Origin of the sequence: Saccharospirillum alexandrii (assembly GCF_043641555.1) — a bacterium.
Classification (GTDB): Bacteria; Pseudomonadota; Gammaproteobacteria; order Pseudomonadales; family Natronospirillaceae; genus Saccharospirillum; species Saccharospirillum alexandrii_A.
In genome coordinates this window covers 89,398-113,695 of record NZ_JBHZRJ010000001.1, presented here as the reverse complement: position 1 = coordinate 113,695, position 24,298 = coordinate 89,398, and the positions used below count along the sequence as shown (strand labels likewise).

The following is a 24,298-nucleotide window of genomic DNA, read 5'->3' as shown; positions in this document are numbered from 1 at the left end:
ATTCCTCTCTAGCCTTCAAGCGGGCTGTGCACCGTCGTTGTCCGACTGATGCAGCAAGCGTCTCAATACCACCACCATCACCAGTACGCCCATCATGGCGGGCGGTATCCAGGTGAACAGCCCACCCAGTACCTGGTCGTCGTGCGGGGCAATCGGCCAGGCCCGGCCGCACACTTCGTAAATGTCATACAGGCTTTGTGGCGCACCAACGATGTAGGCGCCCAGCGCCAGTTGCGGCACCGTGGCCGCCCAGATCACCAGTATTCGCTTGCCAAAGCCGAGCGTCCCGACGCGGGCCGGGGAACGGGGGTCCAGAATCAACCACCAGAACAACAGGCCATCGATGAACATCGACCAGTTCATCAGCAGATAAAGCGGCTGGCTAAGCATGGCGTTAAAGTGAATGCTGGGCGTCAGCCAGAAGAAGATAAGACCGGCAAATACCATCACCGCGATAGGCGGAAACTGAATAAACCGGTAAGGCCATTGAACCAGGGGCGACTGCAGCACGCGGGCAACCCACCGTTTCGCAGCGCCGTCCGGAAACCCGGCCGCCAGCGCACGCCAGGGGTTCGCGCCCATTAGCAGTATCGCCGCTACATGATGCAACGCCAGGTGTTGAATGCGATGAATGAAAAACATGAACTGGGCGTAATAATCGAACCGGGTGTGCATAACAATGTAGGCCAGCGCCAGCCCAAGCCAGAACAGCACGCTACGCCACCGGGCCACAGGCTCACCCGATTGCGCCAGCACGCGTTGCCCTTTGGCGTACAGAACACTGGCTGTTCCAAAAAACAGAATGGCGAGCCAGGAGAACTCGTAGGGCAACAGTAACGACAGATAATCCAGCAAAACGCTCCCCGGCTGGTCTGGGCAGGGCACCAGCAACCGTTGGCGCCTGAGAGGTGTGTTGAGATGAGGCGATGGCACTCATGGCACGCAGAGGTGCCTGGCAATCTGCTCGTTCGCTGACATCGGGTATGCTGAGGCTACGTTTCTGGTTAACGGCCGTCAAGTTGGACTGGGCTGGTGAATCGAGCGGTCAGGTATGGGGCGGACAACATCGTGCACAATGACGACAAACCGGCGGTAAACTGCGTATCTTACAACCAGATACGCAGTTTACCCCGACCGATACCGATGCCGATATCGGTACTAAGCTCTATAACGTCGGTAATAGAGGGTATGGGTGAACAGTAACAGAGCCAGCAAGCTCAACCAGGTGCTCATACTGCCGCCGCTGCTGCCACTGCTGCTGCCACTGTTTTCGCCCTCCGACTCTTCAGGTGCCTCTGTTTTCTGAATCAAATAACCCGACTGGCTGACCGCCGAGGGTGCCAGGCCTTCAGCAAACGCCAGGGCGCCGATGACGGCCGACTCCCTCAGAATGACAACATCACCGCTGTTGATTCGCTGACCGTGCACGGGTGTCGGTTCGCTGCCGTCGAGTGTGTAGCTGATGGTAGCCCCCTCGGTGGCGCTGGTGAGCTCCACGATAACCTGGTCCTGATATAAGCCCGTCGGTTGATCGAACACGGGCGCAATCGCGGCTTGTGAATACACCATTTCAACGTCACAACCATCAGGGTCTGTCAGACAGTCGCCGGCATCAATCGCTAACACAGCCAAACCGTCTTTAACGAATTGCAAGGTCAGCGGCGTTGCCAGCAGCGCGTCGGGAATGGCCAGAGTAAAGTCACCCAACGCATTTGTTTGCGCCTGGTAAGGGGCGCCAAGCTGGTCGAGTTGAACCGCATCGTTTTCGGTGGCAAGCAAACTCACTGACACCTCATCCAGCCCGTTCAAATAGTCGGTCACACGGCCGCGATATTCGGCCGTTAGAACCACCTCCGCCGCTGCTTCGCCCGATAAGTATCCGAAGGCGGATGCGGTTATTTCGACATCGACTGCGACATCCGGCAAGTTTACTGAGGTTAGAGTCGTGGTTGCCGGATGACCCGCCGGGCTGTCATCTGCCGAGGTCAGTTCCGTTTGCGCCAACACCGGCAAACCCTCTGTCTCCGAGCTGGCCAGTGCCAATGAAATCGCGGTGCCCGGGCTTGCGCCGGTGACGGTCACATCAGCCAGTGCCCGTTCGCCCCGGTCCAGCAATTCGGTACGAGACAACGTGAGCGCCAGAGGTACTCGAATTTCCAGTGTGTCGGACCAGCCCGACACAGCGTCGGTCAGCGTGATTTCGTACGTACCTGCAAAGGCACCTTGTGTTGCGGGTGTGAATTGAAAGGTTCGGCTGTTAACGGTACTGACGGTGCCGGAAGCACCATACTCATTCGTCACCGGGCTGACATCAAAGTCGCCACTGCCCAGCGCCAGGGTAAACGCAAAACGCTCGCCCGCGTTCACCACCGGAGACGTCAATGCTTCACCCGTCTCATCTTCAAAATCAAACCGCTCCACATAGGTTTTAAAGTAGGCATTTGAGCTCAGGTTGTTATTCAAAGACAGGTCAGTGGCTTGTTCTGACGCTAAATACACACTAATAGGGCTGCCACCGGTGGGGATGATGTTAAGACGGTAGCGGCCATTACCCAGTGTCGACATGCCGCTTGCCCGAGCCCGGGAAACGGTAAAGTCGCTTGGTTCCAAGCCGATAACCGGCTCATTAAAATCAATCTCTACTGAAAACGGACCGGTTAGAATAGCGTCAGGACCGGTAATCACCGGAGCCGGGCGGGTTGTATCTCGCAAACCCACGCCTTTCACGGAAAACGTATAGGGGTTGGGTATGCCGGTGCTTGCCACCGTAACTTGTGCCGTTGCGTTGTTATTAATCGTCACCGGTGCAAAGGTGATGTCAAAGCTCGTGCTGGCATTATTGGCCAGTGTCGTTGCCGGCTGGCGGCTGACGCTGAAATAGTCCGGGTTGGTGATCGATGCTCCGCTAAGGGTCAGCGTCCTGCCTGAAACATTGGTTATTTCGTAGGTTTTGGTCACGGTTTCGAGCCGAATTTCCTGGGCACCAAAATCGGTATCATCGGCAACGGCGGGTGTCGTGTCACCATCCTGTATCAACACGCCCTGACCTTCGATATCGAGATCGGTCGAAATAATTACCTGAAAAACGAGGTCTGCTTCCGGGTAGGGCCCTGCTGGGTCAAACACAAACCGCTCACCAGCCGGGTAGGCATCTATGTCGGTGCCGCCATCGGTAAAATAATTGGAATGAATAAACCGGGCATCAAACTCCGCAGGCGATACGTTCTTGATGACCCAGGTGTAAACCTCACCCGCTTCAACCAGGATGTTCTGTGTAAGCTCGTGCGTATTCACAGAGCCTGGCGCCACATTACTAAACAGAACATTGGTCCGCCGGTACAAGCGCGTACCATCGCGCCCGGAACCGCGATACAGTTCAACATCCAAATAGGCACCGTTGGTGCTCAGGCCCAGACTCTCCAGGTTGCCACTGGCGGTTGCCGTGAAACTCTGCCCCAGACTTTTCCCGATGGGCAGATTGTATCCGCTGTTAGACACCGTCTGCGATATGGGTGGGTAGTTATAGCCGAGCGCCGGTAATGCAGACAACGCTGCAATACCGACCGCCAGCGCCCGTACCAGTTGGCCAGGCGTAAGAGAAAATCGGTTGATCATGGGGGAGAGCTCCGGTTTACAGGCCCGAACTCAACCCGGGCACCACCAACAGACAACAAGCCGGAATGGCTTCAGTTGTAGATGCTCCCACACTATCGGCACCCGCCCTGCCCGAACAGTCCCTAAACAGAGACTGGTCGGGCTCGGTAGGTTATGATTCAACCTAACACTGGTTTACACACTCACTGTGAGACACAGATATGATGCCGATTCATCAGGCGAGCATTCACCACCTTTGGGATCGCTTGCACCAGTTTGACGCCCGCCAAACCAGCGAAGCCTTAGAGTGGGCGTTGGCTGAACTGTCGGCATTACTCGATGCCCAGGTGGCAGGCTGGTGCGGCGTTGTTCGCATGCACCGACACGAACCGGGCAACCCGATGGACGGTTGGCGCTCGGCAGGTTTTTACAGCACGAGCCAGCAGAACCTGATGGAAGAGGTAAAAATGGATCAATACCGGTTGATGGAATCGCTCGACCCGGAATCGACAGCAGGCTCTGCCATGAGCCAGGCCGGAACGTTTCGGATCGGCACCTTACAAGCGGCTGTCGTTTCTGACGATCGGTACGGACCGTCTTACCAGTCTCTGTTAGCAAAACACGGCATCGTGGATGGCCTTTATGTAACGACCCCTCTTAGCGACGACATTGAATCCTGGATGTCCTTTCATCGAATGGACCCGACGCTGCCCGGTTTTTCCAGCAACGACATCAAACTGGTTGAAACCGCCGTTCGGCCGATGGCCTGGTTTCATCAGCGCGTTGCAACGCTATACGGCCTCAAAGTGGCTGAATCACCGTTGACCCCTGCGGAACGTCGAGTATTGGAAGCCCTGCTCAGCACGGAAACCGAGCAAGCAATCGCTGACCAGCTGGGGCTGACACAATCGACCGTTCACACCTATTGTGCCCGCTTGTGCAGAAAGCTGAATGTGCGTGGACGCAGTGGGTTACTGGGGTTGTGGTTGAACGGTCAAACGCACTAGCGGGCTGGATGTGACAGAAACTCACCATCGCAGGCAGTTGGACCAGCGACAAAGACAACCAGACGTCACACCGCAACGCCCAGACTCAACCGCCCTCACACGCTCATTAGTGGCTAAACCTGAAAACTATTCACGAGCGCCTGCTTTGATCGCACGAAAAGCTCGCCATGTGTTGAATGACAGTAAAAAGCCCAACAATAGGCCAACCAAGCGAAGTGGGATTACCCGAAGACGACCGTCGCTCTGAAATTCCAGTACTTCGTTGAAGAAGTCGGGTTCTATGTTAATTCGAGTGGCTTTGGGAATAGACAATAAGCCAGTCACGGGTCCGATCACTCCCCACAGCTGGCCTGTGTCTGCCGGGTCTCCCAGCCCAAGTCGAGCCTGTACAGAGAGTTGTTCAATATGAATGGCCGACACGATACGCCGAATCAGTGTTAGCAGGCGGCCAACAAACCCATCGACCGATAGCACCCGCCGGAGCGATTGCCGGTTTCGCTTAGGCTTGCGTTTTTTAGGCTTGGCGGGTTTTTCGCTGGAGTCAGACTTGGGATCATTACTCGTGCGTATGATCACCAGCCCAAACAGCCATCGGATGTGGCTGTCTGCGCCGCGATGATCTTCATCGAGTTCAACATTGAACCGCCATTCCAATGGCACGGCCAACAGCACCACAAGGGTGATCAGTATCGACAGCAGCACCCAAACAAACAACAGCAACCAATCCATTAATCGCCTTTACTACGACTGCTGCTTCTCGCTCGGGAGGGGGCTTTTGATGCTGGCTTGCGGGGCTTAGCCTTACTGGATGCAGGCTTGCTTTCTGTCTTTTCGTCGGTTGCTTGATCGTCGGTCTTTAGTTTGTTGGTCGCTACTTTATCGACCAGATCAACCATTTTCTCAGCAACGGTCACCGTGCTGCCTTTGATATTCTCAAGCCTGACAGTGTCTTTCTCGATCATAACCACCGCAACGGGTTTAATGCCTCCACCGCCGCCAACCCCTATACCGGAGCCATCGCCTGAATCACTCGATGTTGAGGCACCGAAACCACTGCCAACGCCAAAACCAAACCCCACGCTCGTCAGCGGGACAATGGTTGTATCGCCGTGAGTGATGGGCTCGCCTACGACCGTTTTGGCGTTAAGAAGGCGCTCCATCTCACCGACAGCTGTTTTGATAAGGTCATCAATGTTATTCACTTTGTGCTCCACAGTTTGTTTCGACCCGGCCTTGTTTGGCTGATCCGACACCGTTGAGAAGCGTGGATCAACGGTTTTAAACAGTCTAATGCCTGGTGTCGGGACCCCGAGCAAAACCTGGCATTCAGCTACGGGCATCTTGTGATGATTGAATTACGGCCGAGAGATCGGGTACTTTCGTCATCAGCTCGTCAATCGGGAATTCCCCAGTCTCAATATCGACGGCACTGACAACCCCCTGGCTTACAACAACGACGGCAAACGGATCGGCCGACCCATGAAACCAGTAACGACCCGCCTGCGCCACACTCTGAATGTGAACATTGACGAGCGGAATGATGGTGACATCACCCACGACGACCGGTTTGCCGACTCTGATTCCAGTCATTGGCTTCATGTCGTCGTAACGTTTGTGCACAACACCGGAGCAGTGCTTCGCTCTTCAGTCACCCGTTTCATCGTCGCTGTCTTTATTACGCTTGTTCTGGCTCCTGGTAGCCACCTTGTCAACAACGTCCACGACTTTTTCCATCACGGTGATCGCGGTTCCCTTGATGGATTCCAGGCGTACCGAGTCTTTTTCAATGATGACAACGGCAACGGGCTTTACGCCCCCGCCGCCACCGGCACCCATACCGCCACCACCTTCGGCTTTTGCGGAGGCCTTGTCGCCCGAGGCGACATTACCCGCACCGCCACCGGCGGCAAAGCCGAACCCAACACTGACCAGTGGGACAACGGTGGTGTCCCCGTGCGTGACTGGCGGACCGACCACTGTCTTGGCATCAAGCACCCGCTCGATCTCAGTCATGGTTGATTTCAGTAAATCTTCTACATTCGGCATACTGTGTTCCCTACGCGCTATTGAATGAAACTAAGCCAGTGTTCGCTCAAACTACCTTCAAGCACATCACGAAAGCGATTGCATCAGCGTGACGGAACCTTACCTAAAGCGCCCCTGTAAAAAGTCACTTTACGGTAATGAACCTTCATAAACCAGTGTATAGAACAAGGCTTTACGACCAGCCTGTCTGGCAAGCTGGAAATCCAACTAAGGCGTAAACGTGGGGCCGGCTCGACCCCGACCATCGCGACTGACGTTCAGTTTTTTGCCTTAGTAGCCTACGCCGGCATAGCGAACGCCGGTGAGTTCGGCCATCTCCCGCTTCCAGCTGGTCAGGTCTTCCGGGTCGAAGTCGGCCAGGCGTGAGTGGCCGCAGGCGCGGGCGAGCACCTGCATCAGTTCGACACTGGCGCCCAGATAACGCGCCAGGCGTTCAGCACTCTCATCAACGTTTAACCTCGCCCGTAATTCGGGTTTTTGGGTGGCAATGCCAGCGGGGCAATTGTTGGTGTTGCACATACGCGCGGCCACACAGCCGACCGCCTGGATCGCGGAGTTGGCGATCGCAACGGCGTCCGCACCGAGCGCGAGCGCTTTTACAAAGTCTTCCGGCATCCGCAGCCCCCCGGTAATCACCAGGGTGACATCACGCCCGACCGTGCGATCGAGGTGGCGCCGCGCGCGAGCAAGAGCCGCCATGCTGGGGATTGAAATATTATTGCGGAATATCAGTGGCGCCGCGCCTGTGCCACCACCCCGGCCATCGAGAATGATGTAATCGGCACCCGCCTCAAGCGCGAAGTCGATGTCGGCTTCTATGTGATTGGCCGAGAGCTTAAAACCAATGGGAATACCGCCTGAACGTTCCCGCACTTCATCGCCCAGGGCTTTGAAATCTGCCGGTGTCACCAGGTCGGTGAAGGTGGCCGGAGAAATGGCATCTTCACCTTTTTTCAGGCCACGGACTTCTGCGATTTTGTCGGTGACTTTATTGCCGGGCAAATGACCTCCCGTTCCGGTTTTGGCACCCTGGCCTCCCTTGAAATGAAAGGCCTGAACCCGGGCCGCGGTCTCGATGTCCCAACCAAAACGGGCCGACGCCAGTTCGTAGAAATAGCGTGAATTGGCGGCCTGTTCTTCAGGCAGTATACCGCCCTCACCCGAACAAATACCGGTGCCAGCGAGCTCGGCACCTTTGGCCAGAGCGACTTTGGCTTCCTCGGAGAGGGCTCCAAAGCTCATATCGGACACAAACAGCGGAATGTCGAGCACCAGCGGCTTCTTTGCACGGGGCCCGATGACGACGCGAGTATCCACCTCTACATCGTCCAGCAGGGGTTTGCGGGCCAGTTGGGCGGGTAGTATTTGCAGGTCATCCCAGTGCGGCAGGTCTTTGCGCGGCACGCCCATGGCACCCATTTCACCGTGGTGGCCGAGCTTGCTCAGACCATCGCGAGCCAGTTCGTGAATACGGGCCACGGTGGGCTCTTCAGGCGTGGCCTCGGCTTTCGGCGCGCCGGATTGAATCATCGAGGGAGAGGGGTCACCCTCGTTATAGTCAGTCAACTTTTTATGGGTACCGTCGCAGAACGGCGCATCACCCGTGGCTTTGCACTGGCACAGCCAGGCATCACCGGAGGATTCGGCCTTGAAAGTAACGGGCGTAATGCCGGTACCCTTGTGAGAACCGTCGCAAAACGGTTGGTTGGAAGAGCGCCCGCAACGGCACCAGGTGTAGGATTCACCCTGCTTCAGTTCTACTTTCGCGGGTTTTTTAGCGGCAATAAGGGGTTGCTCAGCCATGGGGCCTCCAATGCAAACTTCGGATCAACGTCTGAACAGGTTAGACGCTGAACCCGAAGCTTGCCTGGGTTACTGGAAGGGAGCCTGTCGCCTACGACGCCACCCCAGCCACCTTAGCTCTGAACGGGAGGGCGTACCGCAGCTTTTCTACCAAACACCAGTAGTGCACCCAGCATAGCCAGCCACCAGCTCATGCCGCCACCGCTACCTCCGCCACCGGAACTGCTGGATGAATTGACTCGCTCATAGGCGCCAATATCGCAGTTGCGACCGTTCTGCTGTCGCTGGGTACCGCGCTGATCAACATCGGGGCAGTTGTCGTTATCGCCCGCGTTGTCGCCTATGCTTCCTGCAACCAGGGCGTGTGTCAGGGTAGGTCCGCCGTTGCCAGCCAATGACGCAAGCAAGTCGTCGAATACCGCCGGTGCGTTTATGGATTGGTCGGTCGCCTGAGTGGGGCAGCCGGTGCCATTGCCAAGCACATTGAAACCCCGTGACAGCGTGTTTTCTTCAATTGCACAATCGGCATCCGAAGTTGCCGTATTGCCGGCGATAATGCTGTTGTTGTAGGCGAGCAGTGAGCCGGTGTCGTCTTTATAAACGCCGCCTCCCGACCCGGAGGCTGAGTTGTCCACCAGGGTAACACTGCGCAGTTCTGCTTGAATGTTCGAGCCCAGATACAAACCGCCACCGTCACCACTGTTGACACTGTTGCCACTCACGGTGGTATTGGTCAGAATCAGTGAAACTTGATCTTCAACGTAAATACCACCACCTCCGGATTCGGCACCATTGTCTCTCATAATTGATTGTTCAATTCGCAGAGGTCCACCCTCGTTGTATATTCCGCCGCCGCCGCCCGCCGTTGCTGTATTGTCAGCAATGCTGACATTAAAGAGTGTTAGTGGCGCGTAATAAACATAGACACCGCCCCCACCATCGGCCGCCGTATTGCCCATCAGTGACGTATTGGTGAGCGTTGCACTTGCTGGGTAGTCAAGGTAAAACCCTCCGCCATCATCGCCACTGGTATTGTTGTCTATCTGGCTGTTCAGAGTGATCAGCGTAGCTTCTTGAATGTATAAGCCACCGCCATGGGACGACGCTTCATTGTCGGACACACTGGTATTGACCAAATCTACCGTCGCTGAATAATAGGCAAAGATTGCACCGCCTTCTGACCCTGCCGAATTGTTGCCAAACTGACTGTTGCGCACCGTCAACAGACTATAACTCTCCATATGGACGGCACCACCATCCCCGCTGGCCGTATTGCTGGTAAGCGTCACGTCATCCAGTTCTGTCACTCCGTAGTCATAGGTAAAAATGGCACCACCGTCTGAGGATGCCGTGTTACTGGTAAGACTGGATTCTTTAATGTCGAGCAGTCCGTACTCACTATAAATGGCGCCACCGTTACTCGATGTTGAGTTACCGGAAAAAGAACTGCCTCTTATTGTGACCGTGCTGTAATCACCATAGATTGCACCACCACTGGATGCGGAATTGTTGGTAAATGTGCTGTCGTAGATATTCAAAAATGCGAAGTTTGAAAAAATGCCCCCGCCCGTGCTTGCAGATGCATTACCGCTGAATTGACTGTCCCGAATCGTCACAACTGAGTTGGTAGTCGCGTATAAACCCGCTCCCGGACTGGCTATACTGCCATTCGCAATCCGAAGCTGAATGACCTCCAAATCGGCCCCACTGGCCAGGTTCAGGACACGGACCGAATTACCGCCATCGAGCACCGTATCCGTCTTACTGACACCTTGCAGAACCAGGTCTTCGGCAATCGTGAGCGTACTGCTCAGATTAAAGGTACCAGCAGGCAGGACAACGCGATCGGTGGTGGCTGAATCCCCCGCCGGGCATTCACCGTTAGCGGCGCCCGAGGCCGCATTACTGTTCGCCGAACTGATGGCTTCGCGCAACGAGCACACACCATCATTGGCCGTGGTATCACTGGTGGTCGTCACTGTCAGGGTTGCGCCGTGAGCAACGGCCAGGGAGAGCATTAACAACAGAAGTGCATGCGTTATTTTTTGAAACACCATGGAGTCTGCGTCCTGTCTTTATCGGGTTAATTTGAATGTACTTTCAACCATTCTGACAACAAGCAGATACCACGGGTTACAACGAGCATACACATTCGTTGGGACCCAGCAATTCCCGAGCCAGCTGCTAGCGTTTCCAATAAAATCAGTGCGTTACCAATATGGAAAATCGGTTTTAAAAAGCAAACACTGGTAGATGTAAAAAGGGCCGACATGATGCCGGCCCTGAAAGGTTAGGTTACTTACTTGAACTGAATCGATCTCATCGTTTTTTCTCGTTTTTAGCCTGTTGTACACGACGAGCCATCTTACCAAAAGCCTTGTAGCGCTTCCGGCGCTCCCACACCGTCTGTTGGGCATTCTGGCTTTCCCGCCTGAGTTTCAGGAACCGCTGGAGTCGTTTCGAATCCAGTGTTCCCTGCTCTAAGGCCGCTGCCAATGCACACCCCTGATCACCCTGATGCTGGCAATCCGCAAACCGGCAGTGTCGGGTCAGTTCGACGATGTCATCAAAGACACGGTCAATACCGTCGCTGGCATCACCCAGTCGCAACTCCCTCATGCCGGGTGTGTCGACAATCCATCCGCCGTCGGGCAAGTGCACCATTTGGCGGGCGGTGGTGGTATGCCGCCCCTTGGCATCCTGTTCGCGAATACCGGCGGTGCTGAAGCGTCCTTCACCGAGCAGGGTGTTGGTCAGCGTGGTTTTACCCACACCAGAGGAGCCGAGTATGGCCACCGTCTGTCCGGGGGCCAACCAGGGTTTCAACTGATCAACCGCATTGCGATCGAGTGCGTTCAACACCACCACCGGAGTTGAGGCATGCAGCGTTTGCGCTGCCTCCCGGTAATGGTCGACCTCGCTGCTCAGGTCGGCTTTGGTCAGTACAAAGACAGGCATGGCACCCGCCTCCAGCGCCAGCGCCAAATAGCGCTCAAGCCGCGCCGGGTTAAAATCGGCGTTACAGGACGACACAATCAGCAACGTATCGATGTTAGCCGCCAACAGTTGCGGTTTGGGTTCAGTACCTGAGGCAACCCGTTGCAACAGCGTTTGGCGTGGCAGCAACATCAGGGTTCCGGGCACGTCTGGCTGCAACCAGACCCAGTCGCCCACGGTGGGGCGCTCATCAATCGCCACATCGTGCCAGCGTTTTTCCAGTGGTTCGTGCCACTGGGACTGTTCACCGCGCAGCAGCAGGCGGTCCCGGTCGACACCCAGAACGCGCGCAATAACGCCGCTTTCCAGTTGGTCCAGAGTAAGGGCTTGTTGAAATAGGGGGCGCCAGCCGAGTTCAGCCAACGAAATAGTAGGAGTCATCGATTTCCATACCTGTATTGGGTCTGGCGACTGTCAGCCTATGACAATCGCCAGGCAATAAAAATCCACACGCAAGCTAAAGGCTGCGTCATTCGGGATCTATGTGAGGCGTAACGGGAAATCGACGATAAAGATGTGGCTTCTACCCGATGCAGAATGTCATCGGGAAACTATTCGAGGACACGGTGCGTCGTATCAGGCCCGTAACGCCTTGCAAGCAATTGCCAGGGTGCGAGACATAAAAAATCCTCCTGTTGAACGTTGGTAGACAGACCACCTTTGGCCCGACGCAACAGAGTCTGCCACAGAAACTTCCAGTTCAACAGTAAAACTGTACCCTTGGTAAGCATGCGTAAAGACACGGTCGGCAAGTATGCGCGGGTAATATTGAAGGCGGGCATCGAACATCTTTCGTCGATTATGAGCTAACGGGTCATTTAACTACGACAGAACGTTGGGTTGATGCTATCAACAGCTCATACCAGCGAATTTACTACCAACCCCCAATCAACACGGTAGGCTCACCAGTCACAATGGTTCCCGACCCGCCTGCCGCCACTACTGAATCGCCCATCCGGGCTGCAGGAGCACCGCCCCCATTAATAGTTACCAGAGAGCCAAGTATTTCGAGCATTGCTGAACTATTCAGACTAACTCCACTCGACCCTTCAAGTGTTGCAAGTCCATAACTGTTTAAACTGAGGCTACTCATACCGCGAACACTCATGTTGCTCTGTGATACCATTGACATGTCGGAGCCCGCCTCAACTTCAATAGTGTTCATCGACGTAAGATTCAATAAGTCTGTTGCGCTTAAACTAACCGTTTCCGCGTCTAGGGATAAAGTCGACCCATTCGAGTCAAGGTGACCGGCAACCCAAGCCTCGTTCAGTGACGTACTCAAGCCACGACCGCCACTGATACTCGCGTACTCATGCACGGCAGCGTTGTCTCTGCCACCCGTGACGGTTGCATAAGGACTGGAAATCGAGTTTTGAAAACCGGCAACCAAACCGCCATAGGCGCTGTACTGGTGTTCATCACCAATAATCAGATTATGACTGCCTGTCCTGTCCTTGCTCAAAAAATCATCCGCATTATACCCAATAATCAAATTGCCCAGCCCTGTTGAACTGGCTGTACTGCCTGACCCGTTTCGAACGATTAAATTGCAATTTTCGATGACAAAACTTTGCACAGCCTGATCTTCATCGACGCAAGACAAGATTCCTTCGACCATCGCCAGTTGCTCGGCTAATTCCATAAGACCCTGGTTACTGTCAGTCAATTGGGCGGCCAGGTCTTTCAGTTGATCAGCAAGCAAGTTATTGGCTGACTGTAACTCATCGAAGCGGTTCGACAACTCGCTAAATTCATCGCCACTCACTTCAGCGATTTCACTGCTGCCAGTGTCGTTACAGCCAGCGATCAGTAAGCCCAGGATACACACGGCGACAGGTGCGCAGTGTTTGATAGACTCCATGACATTCCCTCTATGGTTAAGGCACCGGTTTTGGGCGACCTTATTGGCAGCCAATTTTTCAGGGTATATACAGCAGGCACCTCTGATATGGGCCCGGGTAACCTCGTCACACATCACAACAGGCTACAAGCCCAGGCCACGGCTGCAATTGAGCCGGTTATTGCCAAGATCCACCCAGAAGTCCCCTTGAAAGCTGGCGTTCAAACGGCCCTGAAGCCGTTGGTATCCGCCCTGCTCATAGTCGATGTAATCATTGACTGCGGTACCCGTAATGGTACCTGTCAGCCGCCTTGTTCCGGGTGCGACCAGTTCGGCATAGGCGCCCTGGTCGAGCATTTCGTGGCGTGTGAGTGTTAGTTCCAAATTCGAGATAGGGGGCAGTCCAGATTGAGCGGGTTCCAGCGGCGCTGGGTTTACCCAAGTCTGGAGACGGCCCGATTTAGTTGAGTCCAGCCCCTGATTTTCAGCTAAGGTGAACGTCCCCAGTGCGCCAGGGGGAATGGGCGAACTGGCGTTTAAAAACATATTGCCAGTAGCACTGCTATTTAATACCAGGCCCGTTAACGCACCGTTGTCGTCGAAGTCGATAGTTAGCACATCACTGGTAAGCCTATGGCCAAAGTCGCCCTCCACTCTACCGCTCCACCAGCACGTGCAATCACCGGCTATGAATTGAATCTGGTCAGTCCGGTCCGGGTCGTCCGGGTGGGTGGCGGTCACTGTAATCGTGCCTTCGCCTGTCGCGGCAACAACGCCGGGGCCCACCAGGGTCGCGGGGCCGCTCACCGACCAGTCTGCGGGCAGAGGGTCACCGTTATCCGGGTCGATGGCGGTGAACGCTTGCTGGCTACCGACTTCCAGGCAGGCACCACCGGGCTCGATCAACAAGCGCGGTTGGTCCGCTGTGAACGCCAGGGTGGTAAAGCGTTCGGCCGGGTTGGGCGTACGGCCTCGCACCCCTAGCCGGGATTCAGCGGTCAGCGTTACGAAGAACCTCTCGGGAAGCTCGCCTTCCGGCGCTGTGTAGCGATAGGTGTAGACGCCCGTGTTTTGGCCGCTTATTACTCCGGCAACACTGCCAAAGGAAGGATCCAGATCATAAAGCTCGGAGTCGTCCAGGCTATAATCGACGGCATTGCTCACCGTGACGGTGAATTCAATCTCTTCACCGGGTTCCTCAATTCGGACTAAACCCGGTGATGCGGTTACTTCAATTGTTTCAGCACTGATTTCACTGGAACCACCGGGAATGGGCGGGTGCCAGGGGCCAAAATCGAAAGCGTCTTGTTTTGGCCCGGCACGCAGTATGGTGGACGCGTGTTCTTGTCCAAAGAAGGTGGTTTCGTCGAGGTCAAACCGGAACTGTTCGAATCGGGTTTCCAGTTGTTTGAATACGACCGGCCCACCGGCAATGCCGTCCAGCTCAACATCAACCCAGCGCTCCGGATCATACCCATTCAGGTTGACCGTCCAGCTGAAATAAGTTCGCTTGCCAACGAAGTCGTAACCGTCGTATACGCTTTCAAGCGTGTTGGAAATGGCAAGCTCAGCCAAGTCGGAATTCTCGAACCGTTCTGACAATTTGCCAGATACTTTGCCAGCGGTTTCGTCGATGGCAATGCTCATCAGTTCACCGGCCAGATCGATGGCATCGCTGGTGGCGAAGGCGTTAACCTTCTGCACCAGCAGCGCCGGGCTGGCCGCATCTTCATTGCCAACAATGCCGGAAGCCGGTGACAGTTCGAGTTGAATATCGATCATGCAGCACGGTGCAAATGCACGCACCATGCGAAAGGCATCGTTGGTGTAACCCGCAATGCTGACGGCCGTATCGGCAGCTTGCGACAGGGCAACCACGCTGGCGGCACCCTGCACTCCAGCCGGACCCGAGGCAACGACGGCCGCCGCACCAATCACCATGACTACGTCTTCGGTGATATCGACCGCGAGTTGAATGTCTCTTTGCAGGCGATACATTTCGCCGTAGCGGCGCATCCAGTATTCCAGGTCGCTCGGGGAATCGATATCAATTTGCGCAGGCAGCATCAAATCCTCAAGCGGATCTGGCGTGGTTGATCGTGCGCCAGGTGCCAGACTTCGACCAGTAAGATCGCCATTGCTGAACGACCTCAGGTCAGGAGCTGTACCTGCGGATACGTCGAAATAGGGAACGACTTCCTCTATCAGATCATCGTTCTGGAGAACAAACTCGGCACGCTTGCGAATCCCGCTTTCTGGTTGCCAGTGAGCGAGCATGCGGTTCAGCACGTTCCGGGTTTCAGCGCCGAATGTCTGTTGACGCAGACCCTCAGGGTTATCCGGATTGCCGATAGCGTTGTAGGCGCGTATCAGCGGTAAGTATTCGACACGTACACTGGCCGGCGTGTCGATCATCGCTTGCAGGTCACCCGGATAAGTCAGTCCATAGGCTTCGGTAACGGTTTGCAACAGGGCTTCAACTTCATCCAGCACATTATCAAGTGTGATGTCAGTGTTAGCCTGTGGCAGCGCCTCGACTTCCAGGTTCAATACCTTGCTGTAACTGGCCCCATCGGTCACTCGCAGGGCCAGGTCAGCCCCATCCGGATCGGCCAGTGGTGCCGACAGCCAATAGCTGGGTTCTTCGTCACCCTCGCCTTCTTCGCGGACAACGGCGGCAAAACCATTGTCGCTTGAATTGTCCGGGCCAACGATCTGCGCATCCGATTGCAACCTGAACTCGATGTATAAATCGGTTTCTGTAACCGAGGCTGGTACGTTGTTCAGGAAAATGCGGGTCAGGGGAGCGACCTTTGATTGACTCAGCGTGACAGCCGACAGATCCAGGTCGTTTTCTGTAATGGCATCCTCTGAGATCGGCGTGGTCGTCTGATCAGTCGACGAGTTCGATGAACTGGAGCTATTGCACCCCATCAGCCCCAGTGACACCAACACAATGACAGCGGCCATCGACTTTTTGTTCATCGTTCAGTCTCCATCCGGAAAATGGGCCCAAACATGACTGGCCCGGGTATTACCGTCGATGCGCCCGACCATCCCGGGCCAGGCGCGTGTGGTGGTTGATTAATGGTTGGTTATTGGATCGTCAACTCGAAAAACCGCCGTCCGTTTGCTCTGAAGTCATTGAGGGAAGTTGTGGTATCCGCACTGACGTTCTCGACCCAGACGCGATAGGGCGTCGATGGTTCCAGTTCATAGATTTGTGTCAATTGCCCGACTGACTCGTTTGTCGACTGAGCGCCAATGCCGATGAACCCCGAGCCGAATTGATTGGTATAATACTCCTCCACGTGCAGATCCAACGCCACTGCACCGCTGTTGTCATAGTTCAGTGTGAACTCGACATCGGAAACGCCCTGAGTGGCGTTGCGGTAAAACAGGTAGGCGCGTGTCGACGACAATTCAATATTGGCCGTTGGATTTTCGTAGTTACCCACCACGCCGCTGAACTGCTCACCCTTCTCGATTAAATACAATCCGCGACTCGTCGCGCTGTCGGTCCCGGTTGCGACCTTGCGAAAATTCAGGGTTGCCTTTTGCACCAGGCAGTCATCCCGGTTGAACCGCACTTCAAGCCGGTACAACCCCTGGATCAGCCGGCGACCGGAGATCAGCTTGTGGCTTACTCTGTCAGTCGTGCTGTCACTGGCCATACTGGTGCTGCTTGTTTCACCGAGATACGACGTCCAGTTAACGTCGCAGTTTTCCTGCATCGACACTTCCAGCGCCCACATGCCCGTTGCTCTGGGGTGGAAGTAGAGGGTTTTGGTATAGGTACCGTCCCCACTCGGGATGACCGTCTCGATGGTATCGCGGTCTTCGCCCAGGCAAACGATGGTGCGGCTTGAAAACGCCCTGGCGGCTTCACACCCGCTCAGTGTGCGTGCAAACAGTTGCCAGTAAGTGGGTCTGTCTTCATCGCGAAAAACCCGCTCCATCCGTGAGATGGCTCTGTCTGAATAAAACTGGGACCGTGTTGAGAGTGCTTCGGTCATATCAAACAGAGCACCGGATTCCAGCGTCAGCCGTGATTGTGAATAGTCACTTGCAAGGTCACTGAGCCAACTGGGATCGTCTGGTGTGTATCTGGAGACATAGGAAGAGGCGGCCAGCAGTTTGGCGTAGTCATCCAAATCTGTGACCGGTGCATCCGGTTCATAAAAAAAGTGCAGTGCTTCCGGTGAAAGGGTCAAAGCCCAGTCTTCCGAAAACTCCTGCCTCGCCTGTTCCATAGCCGCTGAAACAGATTCCGATTCGCTGTTTAACAATAGCCACTTGGCACGCTCTGCAACCAAATGGGTAAACAAATGAACGTTTAGTCCCGGGCTATTGTCTTCTGTATCCAGAATAGCGCTGACGTTCGCCGGCGCGTCTTCGGTATAGCGGGTGCCAATGGTATAAAGATCCAGATAGTCATCGTTGGCAACGGCTTCAACCCAGCGGGTGTTGAGCGGTGGCAACGTATAGGCACCGCGATCATCAACGGTGGCCGTTGCGACGGCACCTCCGGTGTTACGCTGACCGGTCATCGGATCCAGCTCGAAAAACTCGACGGTTGAACCGGGCGCCAGCGGCCCGAGCCCAACGTAGGTTCCAGCTGAGGCGTCTGCCTGGCCACCGCTGCCATTGCCCGGTGTGTTGTCGCTGTTCTCGGCCGACCCCGAGCCTGAGGCATTGCACCCGGCCAGCAGAATCAAGGCCAACAACCCGGCCAGGGGGACCCACGGTGTTTTATGATTCACCACTTACTCCTCCTCAACCAGTCGCTCGAAGAGGCGATTAAGCGAGCCGCGTATCATTTGCCCACTCGATACTTCGGCTACGTCGAAAACCGGCAAAGGGGCATATTCCGGTTCCCAATTCAGGCCATCGGTGCTGGTCCAAAGGGTAAAGGTCTGAGCGCTGTAGAGATAAAATGTGTTGTCGCTAACTGACAGTGCCGCCGAAGGTATTTCTGCCCCCTCACCAAACTGGGCGGGCTCCCAGGTAACCCCCAGATCGTTGCTCACATAAACCTTATTCTGAACATCGAAGTTGGCAGCGCTGATCACCATCGCCTCGGCACTGGCGGCGATGGATGACAAATTGTCGTCAGCGGTATACATCCGGGACCACTCAAGTCCATCGACACTGCGAAAAACGCCGCCACTGAAATTAACAAGCACGTAGTTGTGGCCATCGTGTACAACTTGACTCATACCGAGTGCCGGGGTGTTTTCATCAAGATACTCGCAAGCATCGACCGCGGTGCAGACAGCAACGTTGTTGTTGGCGATGGCCACCCAGCCGTCGATAGTGGCAGCAACGGAGTCAAACGGCAGAGCAGTGCCCGGGTAATCCGGTTGTTCGATGCCATCCCTGACCGTCCAGGTTGTCCCGTCCGGGCTGCTGGCCATGAAGCCATTGCCCACAGCCACAAAGCCATAGCCTGAAAAGGCCAGATCCTCGATCGCCCCACCGGCCAGCACAGTGGATTCTGTCCAGTTGACGCCATCGTCATCGGTGAACCACACCTTGCCGTCTTCGGTACCAATCAGAATATTGTAAGAGTCGTCCTGAACCATGGCGGTAAAATCGGCCTCGCCCAATGGGGTTTTCTTAAGTTCTTCAATATCGTCTGCAGCGAAGGCGCGCACCAGCCTCCCCTTGGTGCCGACGGCCAGCAATGTGTCATTTCTGGTGGCCATGGATGCAATGAACCCCAGGCTGCTGGTAACGGGCTGAGTCCAGTTCGGCGCGTCCAGATCCCGCCTATGAATATTGCCGTCGATATCACTGACCCAAAAGTGATCGCCCAATTGGGTGACAGCGGAAAAGGTAAAGCTATCGGCAAAGCTACCCTGGTAGACGTAGTTAAAATCGTCGTCATCCTTGCTCCAGTCAGCCCCATTGCTACTGGTTAGAAAGCCACCAAGCTGGTACCCGCCAATGCCAATGAACTGGCCGTTCAGGTACTCAAACGCACGAATTGATGAGTTGGCCGAAATAGCCCCTGCTACAGGTGCCCAGGTAGCACCGCCATCTTCACTGTAATAAGCACCCTGGGTACCGCCACTGACCAGCGTCGACCCCTGGTTCGCAAGCGCACCGATACCAACCATCTCGCCAGGTTCAGACACCGTCCAACTGATGCCGTTCGGGCTGATAGCCACCATGTCACCACTCGCCGTCACGGCGACAAAGTTATTACCGGTCCAGACCACCTCGCTGAACCGACCGGGGTCACCTGGCAGCTCGGCAGGCTGCCAGTCAGCCCCGCCATTTGTGCTGTAGGCAATCAGGCCTTCCACCTCGCTCAGGCTACTCTCGCCAACGGCAACAAAGGTGCTCGCGCCATTCCAGGCGATGCCTGCAAGCGTATCTGCCGGAAAGTGCCTCACCGTCCAGTTATCGCCCGTTGGTGAGTTCATGTAGGTCCCGTTCGTGCCCACAGCATGGAACATCTGCCCGTCGGAGATGACGGCCTGCAGGCCGTAGTTCTGCGGTAACGGGTGCACCCAGTTCCAACGCTGCGACGCTTCGGTTTCAAACCCGGATTGCGCTATACCGGTTCCAGAACCACCGGAACCACTGCCGGTATCGGTCCCGGCCCCACCCGATCCTCCACCTGAGCCGCCGCCACTGCTGTCGCCACAGGCGGTCAATAAGGAGCCCAGCGCGATCAGCGTGGGGATGGCAAGCATTTTTCTGGTAAGCATGGCGGAACGGTCTCTTGTCTGTTTTATACAGATTCAAGGCTACGTCAGCTTAACGGACTCCGTTATACGGCAAATGCTGTACCCCACTGGTGCTTTTTTGAACAGGCTTTGCTAACGTTGTCCGAGTGATCAGTTTTCACGGGGAGCAGACCTCGTGGTAGTTCGGGCCAGGACGCGCCCGTTTAAACCCTATTCGGGAGCTCAGAATGGTCTCTGACTGGAGTGATTTTCTATTGGAAGTGCACCACGACAGCGCCCGGCTGTCGGCGGCTGATTTTCAGGTCTCTACTCTGCAACGTATCCGTACCCACCTCGATTTCGACTTCGCCATCTGGGGTGAAGGCGATGGCACCAGCCGGGAACTGCACACCGCCACTGTGCTCGACCAGACGCCCACCCTGTTTGAAACCTGGGAACCGGTTAAACACGAAGACCCGTTCGCCAACCTGGTCATTGGCAACACCGGTCAAACCTGGGCGCTTTCGGAAGTCCCCCGGGTATTTCATTCCAAGGCCTACAGCGAACACTGGGGGCGCTACCACGCGCGCGAAATGATCTCGACGATGCAAATCGACCCGCGCACTGGCTTGCATGTGTTTGTCACCCTGGCCCGGGAACGCAACCAGGCCGACTTTTCCCGGCAGGAACGGGCGTTCAAGTCGCTGGTTACCCGTCATTTGTTTTTGGCGGCGCAAAACAACGACCTGGCGGCCGTCACCAGAGCACAGGGGCACACCGCCCTGGTAGACCGGTTTGGCGTGTTGCACGCCAGTGACGACCGCTTCACCGCCCTGCTGATTGAGGAATGGGGCCTCTGTTCTCGCCGGCGGCTGCCGGCTGCGGTTATCGAAGCACTGGCGTTGCATGGCCGTTACACCGGCCACCAGCTTGAACTGACGGCCGAGCCGGTCGGCAGCCGCTGGTTGCTGCAGGCCCGACCCGTCTCTGCGCTACCGCTTAGCCCTCGCGAACAGCAAATCGCCTCCGCCTTCGCTGCCGGTCTCAGCTACAAACAGGTCGCCCAGCAGCTGGGCATTGCCCCTGGTACGGTACGCACCCACCTGACCCGCATTTATGAAAAACTGGGTGTCACCGATAAGGGTGCCCTGGCAACCCGGGTAAACGGGCGCCAACTACCGCCTGCATCCTGAGCTTTGCCTTCCAGTCCGTCGCCTCCTCGTTTATTGTGAGCTCCCGAGACACTGTTATAGGAGACACCCATGTCTATTGAAGTCGGCGGTTTTTTTGGCCTGATTTTACTGATCTGTGTTATTTACGGCATTTTGAAGACGGCGCAGAGTAGTGCCGGAACCGGTAGCAAAGTTCTGTGGATACTGATTTTACTGCTGCTGCCTTTGCTGGGCTTCATTCTCTGGTTCCTGCTTGGACCCAAGCGCTGACCTGACCAAACCCCCACTCCTATTGCTGTGAGAGCCAGCCGATGACCAGTTTCCTGTTGATGGCCTTTGTTTTCCTGTGTGCCGGCGCCGTGGCAGTGCCGCTGGCCACTCGTTTGGGGCTGGGCTCGGTGTTGGGCTACCTGATTGCGGGTATCGTGATCAGCCCGCTGCTGACCCTGCTTCATGTGGATGTCATTTCACTGCAACACTTTGCCGAATTCGGCGTGGTGATGATGCTGTTTCTGGTCGGCCTGGAACTGCAGCCTAAAAAGCTCTGGGCCATGCGTCACCGCCTGATCGGGCTGGGTGGGTTGCAGGTATCCCTCTCAACGCTGGCCGTCGCCGGCATTGCACTGCTGCTCGGTCAACCCTGGACGGTGGCGCTGGCGATTGGCCTGGTGCTGTCGTTGTCGTCCACCGCCATCGTGTTGCAGACGCTGAACGAAAAAGGCCTGTTTAAAAGCGACGGGGGCCAGTCGAGCTTTTCGGTTCTGCTGTTTCAGGATATTGCCGTCATCCCCATGCTGGCCTTGCTGCCCCTGCTCGCCATTGCGGGTCTCGACGGGGGTGCCGCCAACGCTGCAGCCGACGATCACGGCGCAACGCTGAGCCTGGTGGCTGGCTTGAATGGCTGGCAAACCGCCCTGGTCACACTCACGGCGATCGCCCTGGTCGTGGTCGCCGGCAACTACCTGACCCGGCCGTTGTTTAATTTCATTGCCCTGGCACGGTTACGCGAACTGTTTACCGCAGCGGCACTGCTGATTGTGATTGGCATCGCCCTGCTGATGTCGCTGGTTGGGTTGTCGCCGGCGCTTGGCACTTTTCTGGCTGGCGTTGTATTGGCCAACAGCGAATATCGCCACGAGCTGGAATCGGACATTGCGCCCTTTAAAGGCCTGCTACTGGGTCTGTTCTTCATGACCGTTGGCGCAGGCATTAATTTCGGTTTGCTGGGCGAGCACTGGCTTGCGCTGCTGGGTTTAACGGCACTGCTTATCGTCGTGAAGGCCAGTGTGTTAGTTGTGCTTGGCCGGTTGTTCAATGTCAACGGCGCTGACCGCTGGTTGCTCGCACTGGGTCTGGCGCAGGCCGGTGAGTTCGGGTTTGTCTTGTTGTCTTTTACCGTGGCCAATTCGGTCATACCGCAAGCCATCGCCGACCCGCTGTTGCTGGTGGTTGCGCTCTCGATGGTGATCACCCCAGCGCTGTTCATCGTCTACGACCGTTTTATCGTGCCGCGTTTTGAACACGGCCAGGAAGACAAAATGGATGACATTACCGACCATGGCGAGGTGTTAATCATCGGCCACGGGCGGGTGGGTGGCATGGTTAACCGGATGCTGCGCGCCGGTGGCGTCACAACCACAGTCGTCGATTACAGTTCATCCCAGCTGGAAATGCTGCGCGCTTTCGGCCTGCGGGTATTCTTTGGTGACGGTACCCGGCCCGATTTGCTCGAAGCCGCTCACATAGAAGATGTGAAACTGGTGGTGATCGCTATTGACGACAAAGAAAAAATCACCGAACTGGCGCGCTACATCATTACCACTTACCCGAACGTTCATGTGCTGGCCCGTGCGCGCGACCGCATGCATGTGTATGACCTGTGGTCGATCGGCTGCCGCGACATCATTCGGGAAACCTATGACAGCTCGATTCGCATGGGCCGCTCCGCGTTCGAAGCACTGGGGTACGATGCAGCCAGAGCACAGACAATGGCAGGCGATTTCGAATCCATCGATCGTGCTTCGATGGTTGAGCTGGCCAGTCTGTACGACATCAACACGCCGATTGCACAGAACAAGGCTTATGTAGAACGCGTGAAATCATTGATGGAAGAATGGGAACACCAGTTGCGCAAACCGGACCCGGACGCCACAGAAGACGACCTTGATGAACCACCTGATTTATCCCGGTCCAACTGAGCACAGCCCTGGCGGGCACTAACGTTTGTTTTTTAACGCCTCCAGGGTTAGCTCGTACCCCAGATCGATCATCTCTTTACCGCGATGAAAATCCAGAATGCCGCAGGCATCGACCGGCACTTCAATCAGCAGATCCGGCTCGAACGCCGCCAATTGGTAGCGGGCAATCCGGTCCTGCATGGCTTCTACCGACTGGGCAAAAATATCGACAACCGAGTTCGAGTTGCCCTGGCTTGCATTTTCAAACCCCAGCGATTGACGGGTTTGCTGAAACCATTGCAGCAGTTTGTTGGACGGCTCATCTTGCGGATCCGCCGCTTCGTCCGGCACTGGCTTTATCGGCTCGGGCTGATGCGCGTTGCCGTTCAGGGAGACGACGACGTTGAATTCGGCATCGTGGTACAGCAGCGGTGTCATCGGCAACGGACTCAGCAAGCCACCGTCGACGAGCAACCGGCCATGTCGGCGTACCGGGGTAAAGAAACCGGGAATGGCGATGGAGGCACGAATCGCCTCGAACATGGACCCCTGAGTGATCCAGACTTCTTCCCGTTTCTGAATGTCGGTCGCCACCGCACTGAACGGCATGTTGAGGTCATCGATTTGGGTGTCGCCCACCAGTTCGGCCAGGCGATCCATAATGCGGTCGCCCTTGAACAGCCCGACCCGGGAATAGGAAAAGTCGAGCAGCTTCCAGATTTCGCCAAGCGACAGCTCGCTGACCCAGTCGGCGTAATCATCCATCTTGCCGGCCGCATACAAGCCGCCAACCAGCGCACCAATGGATGAACCGGCAATGGAACTGATCTGGTAATCGCCGCTGTCTTGCAGCGCCCGGAGGATGCCGATGTGGGCCAGACCGCGGGCGCCGCCACTGCCAAGCGCCATGGACGTTTTCTTCACTCTGTCTTCCTCTGCATGAGATCACGGCCGGCAACAGCGGCCTTTGCTAGGAGCCTAC

General features: G+C 56.0%; 18 protein-coding genes. 4 read left to right on the top strand and 14 right to left on the bottom strand.

Annotated elements, in window-relative coordinates; translation table 11 throughout:
- Window positions 1–15: 15 nt before the first annotated feature.
- Together ACHUE7_RS00460 and ACHUE7_RS00455 are read right to left on the bottom strand one after the other, a co-directional pair.
- Window positions 16–855 carry a cytochrome c oxidase assembly protein gene (locus ACHUE7_RS00460; RefSeq protein WP_394168214.1) on the bottom strand — a complete coding sequence of 280 codons (840 nt, stop codon included), beginning with the start codon at window positions 853–855 and terminating at the stop codon, window positions 16–18.
- Between the two features lie 303 nt (window positions 856–1,158).
- On the bottom strand, window positions 1,159–3,615 hold the full coding sequence (locus ACHUE7_RS00455; protein ID WP_394168213.1) for a chitobiase/beta-hexosaminidase C-terminal domain-containing protein: 2,457 nt from the start codon (window positions 3,613–3,615) through the stop codon (window positions 1,159–1,161).
- Between the two features lie 200 nt (window positions 3,616–3,815).
- Between ACHUE7_RS00455 and ACHUE7_RS00450 the strand changes: the two genes are divergently transcribed.
- Entirely contained in the window at window positions 3,816–4,601 is a 786-nt protein-coding gene (locus ACHUE7_RS00450) for a helix-turn-helix transcriptional regulator (RefSeq protein WP_394168212.1), read from the top strand.
- 126 nt (window positions 4,602–4,727) lie between these two features.
- Here the strand turns inward: ACHUE7_RS00450 and ACHUE7_RS00445 are convergent, their stop codons facing one another.
- The 11 genes from ACHUE7_RS00445 to ACHUE7_RS00395 all read right to left on the bottom strand — a co-directional run bounded on the left by ACHUE7_RS00445 (window position 4,728) and on the right by ACHUE7_RS00395 (window position 20,009).
- A complete protein-coding gene (locus ACHUE7_RS00445; RefSeq protein ID WP_394168211.1) occupies window positions 4,728–5,330 on the bottom strand; it encodes a DUF2953 domain-containing protein in 603 nt (200 codons plus the stop codon).
- Entirely contained in the window at window positions 5,330–5,803 is a 474-nt protein-coding gene (locus ACHUE7_RS00440) for a GerW family sporulation protein (RefSeq protein ID WP_394168210.1), read from the bottom strand. The genes ACHUE7_RS00445 and ACHUE7_RS00440 overlap by 1 nt, the downstream gene beginning before the upstream one ends.
- Window positions 5,804–5,927: 124 nt before the next feature.
- Window positions 5,928–6,191, bottom strand: a complete 264-nt coding sequence (locus ACHUE7_RS00435; RefSeq protein WP_394168209.1) for a hypothetical protein — start codon at window positions 6,189–6,191, stop codon at window positions 5,928–5,930.
- Window positions 6,192–6,245: 54 nt separating this feature from the next.
- Complete coding sequence (locus ACHUE7_RS00430) at window positions 6,246–6,647, bottom strand: GerW family sporulation protein (protein ID WP_394168208.1); 402 nt, start codon at window positions 6,645–6,647, stop codon at window positions 6,246–6,248.
- Window positions 6,648–6,917: 270 nt separating this feature from the next.
- Window positions 6,918–8,450 (bottom strand): glutamate synthase-related protein, encoded by a 1,533-nt coding sequence (locus ACHUE7_RS00425; RefSeq protein ID WP_394168207.1) that lies wholly within the window; start codon window positions 8,448–8,450, stop codon window positions 6,918–6,920.
- 113 nt (window positions 8,451–8,563) lie between these two features.
- Complete coding sequence (locus ACHUE7_RS00420; protein WP_394168206.1) at window positions 8,564–10,507, bottom strand: choice-of-anchor Q domain-containing protein; 1,944 nt, start codon at window positions 10,505–10,507, stop codon at window positions 8,564–8,566.
- Window positions 10,508–10,769: 262 nt separating this feature from the next.
- Window positions 10,770–11,828, bottom strand: a complete 1,059-nt coding sequence (gene rsgA, locus ACHUE7_RS00415) for a ribosome small subunit-dependent GTPase A (protein ID WP_394168205.1) — start codon at window positions 11,826–11,828, stop codon at window positions 10,770–10,772.
- 493 nt (window positions 11,829–12,321) lie between these two features.
- Window positions 12,322–13,311: a PAAR domain-containing protein gene (locus ACHUE7_RS00410; protein WP_394168204.1), complete on the bottom strand. Its 990-nt coding sequence runs from the start codon at window positions 13,309–13,311 to the stop codon at window positions 12,322–12,324.
- A gap of 123 nt (window positions 13,312–13,434) precedes the next feature.
- Window positions 13,435–16,275 carry a hypothetical protein gene (locus ACHUE7_RS00405; protein ID WP_394168203.1) on the bottom strand — a complete coding sequence of 947 codons (2,841 nt, stop codon included), beginning with the start codon at window positions 16,273–16,275 and terminating at the stop codon, window positions 13,435–13,437.
- Window positions 16,276–16,385: 110 nt separating this feature from the next.
- A complete protein-coding gene (locus ACHUE7_RS00400; RefSeq protein WP_394168202.1) occupies window positions 16,386–18,053 on the bottom strand; it encodes a hypothetical protein in 1,668 nt (555 codons plus the stop codon).
- A gap of 3 nt (window positions 18,054–18,056) precedes the next feature.
- A complete protein-coding gene (locus ACHUE7_RS00395) occupies window positions 18,057–20,009 on the bottom strand; it encodes a beta propeller repeat protein (RefSeq protein ID WP_394168201.1) in 1,953 nt (650 codons plus the stop codon).
- 206 nt (window positions 20,010–20,215) lie between these two features.
- Here ACHUE7_RS00395 and ACHUE7_RS00390 point away from each other — a divergent pair, with 206 nt between their 5' ends.
- The 3 genes from ACHUE7_RS00390 to ACHUE7_RS00380 all read left to right on the top strand — a co-directional run bounded on the left by ACHUE7_RS00390 (window position 20,216) and on the right by ACHUE7_RS00380 (window position 23,337).
- The gene (locus tag ACHUE7_RS00390) at window positions 20,216–21,160 is read left to right on the top strand and encodes a helix-turn-helix transcriptional regulator (protein WP_394168200.1); all 945 of its coding nucleotides are present in this window, start codon (window positions 20,216–20,218) and stop codon (window positions 21,158–21,160) included.
- A 69-nt stretch (window positions 21,161–21,229) separates the two neighbouring features.
- A complete protein-coding gene (locus ACHUE7_RS00385; RefSeq protein WP_348476354.1) occupies window positions 21,230–21,409 on the top strand; it encodes a PLDc N-terminal domain-containing protein in 180 nt (59 codons plus the stop codon).
- A 41-nt stretch (window positions 21,410–21,450) separates the two neighbouring features.
- Complete coding sequence (locus ACHUE7_RS00380) at window positions 21,451–23,337, top strand: monovalent cation:proton antiporter-2 (CPA2) family protein (RefSeq protein ID WP_394168199.1); 1,887 nt, start codon at window positions 21,451–21,453, stop codon at window positions 23,335–23,337.
- A gap of 18 nt (window positions 23,338–23,355) precedes the next feature.
- Here ACHUE7_RS00380 and ACHUE7_RS00375 read toward each other — a convergent pair whose 3' ends face one another.
- A complete protein-coding gene (locus ACHUE7_RS00375; protein WP_394168198.1) occupies window positions 23,356–24,240 on the bottom strand; it encodes a patatin-like phospholipase family protein in 885 nt (294 codons plus the stop codon).
- Window positions 24,241–24,298: the final 58 nt, after the last annotated feature.

Excerpts from the sequence above, each read along its gene's own strand:
- ACHUE7_RS00455 (WP_394168213.1), bottom strand. The coding sequence starts at position 3,615 with ATGATCAACCGATTTTCTCTTACGCCTGGCCAACTGGTACGGGCGCTG.
- ACHUE7_RS00450 (WP_394168212.1), top strand. The coding sequence starts at position 3,816 with ATGATGCCGATTCATCAGGCGAGCATTCACCACCTTTGGGATCGCTTG.
- ACHUE7_RS00445 (WP_394168211.1), bottom strand. The coding sequence starts at position 5,330 with ATGGATTGGTTGCTGTTGTTTGTTTGGGTGCTGCTGTCGATACTGATC.
- ACHUE7_RS00435 (WP_394168209.1), bottom strand. The coding sequence starts at position 6,191 with ATGACTGGAATCAGAGTCGGCAAACCGGTCGTCGTGGGTGATGTCACC.
- ACHUE7_RS00430 (WP_394168208.1), bottom strand. The coding sequence starts at position 6,647 with ATGCCGAATGTAGAAGATTTACTGAAATCAACCATGACTGAGATCGAG.
- ACHUE7_RS00425 (WP_394168207.1), bottom strand. The coding sequence starts at position 8,450 with ATGGCTGAGCAACCCCTTATTGCCGCTAAAAAACCCGCGAAAGTAGAA.
- ACHUE7_RS00420 (WP_394168206.1), bottom strand. The coding sequence starts at position 10,507 with ATGGTGTTTCAAAAAATAACGCATGCACTTCTGTTGTTAATGCTCTCC.
- rsgA (WP_394168205.1), bottom strand. The coding sequence starts at position 11,828 with ATGACTCCTACTATTTCGTTGGCTGAACTCGGCTGGCGCCCCCTATTT.
- ACHUE7_RS00410 (WP_394168204.1), bottom strand. The coding sequence starts at position 13,311 with ATGGAGTCTATCAAACACTGCGCACCTGTCGCCGTGTGTATCCTGGGC.
- ACHUE7_RS00405 (WP_394168203.1), bottom strand. The coding sequence starts at position 16,275 with ATGAACAAAAAGTCGATGGCCGCTGTCATTGTGTTGGTGTCACTGGGG.
- ACHUE7_RS00395 (WP_394168201.1), bottom strand. The coding sequence starts at position 20,009 with ATGCTTACCAGAAAAATGCTTGCCATCCCCACGCTGATCGCGCTGGGC.
- ACHUE7_RS00390 (WP_394168200.1), top strand. The coding sequence starts at position 20,216 with ATGGTCTCTGACTGGAGTGATTTTCTATTGGAAGTGCACCACGACAGC.
- ACHUE7_RS00385 (WP_348476354.1), top strand. The coding sequence starts at position 21,230 with ATGTCTATTGAAGTCGGCGGTTTTTTTGGCCTGATTTTACTGATCTGT.
- ACHUE7_RS00380 (WP_394168199.1), top strand. The coding sequence starts at position 21,451 with ATGACCAGTTTCCTGTTGATGGCCTTTGTTTTCCTGTGTGCCGGCGCC.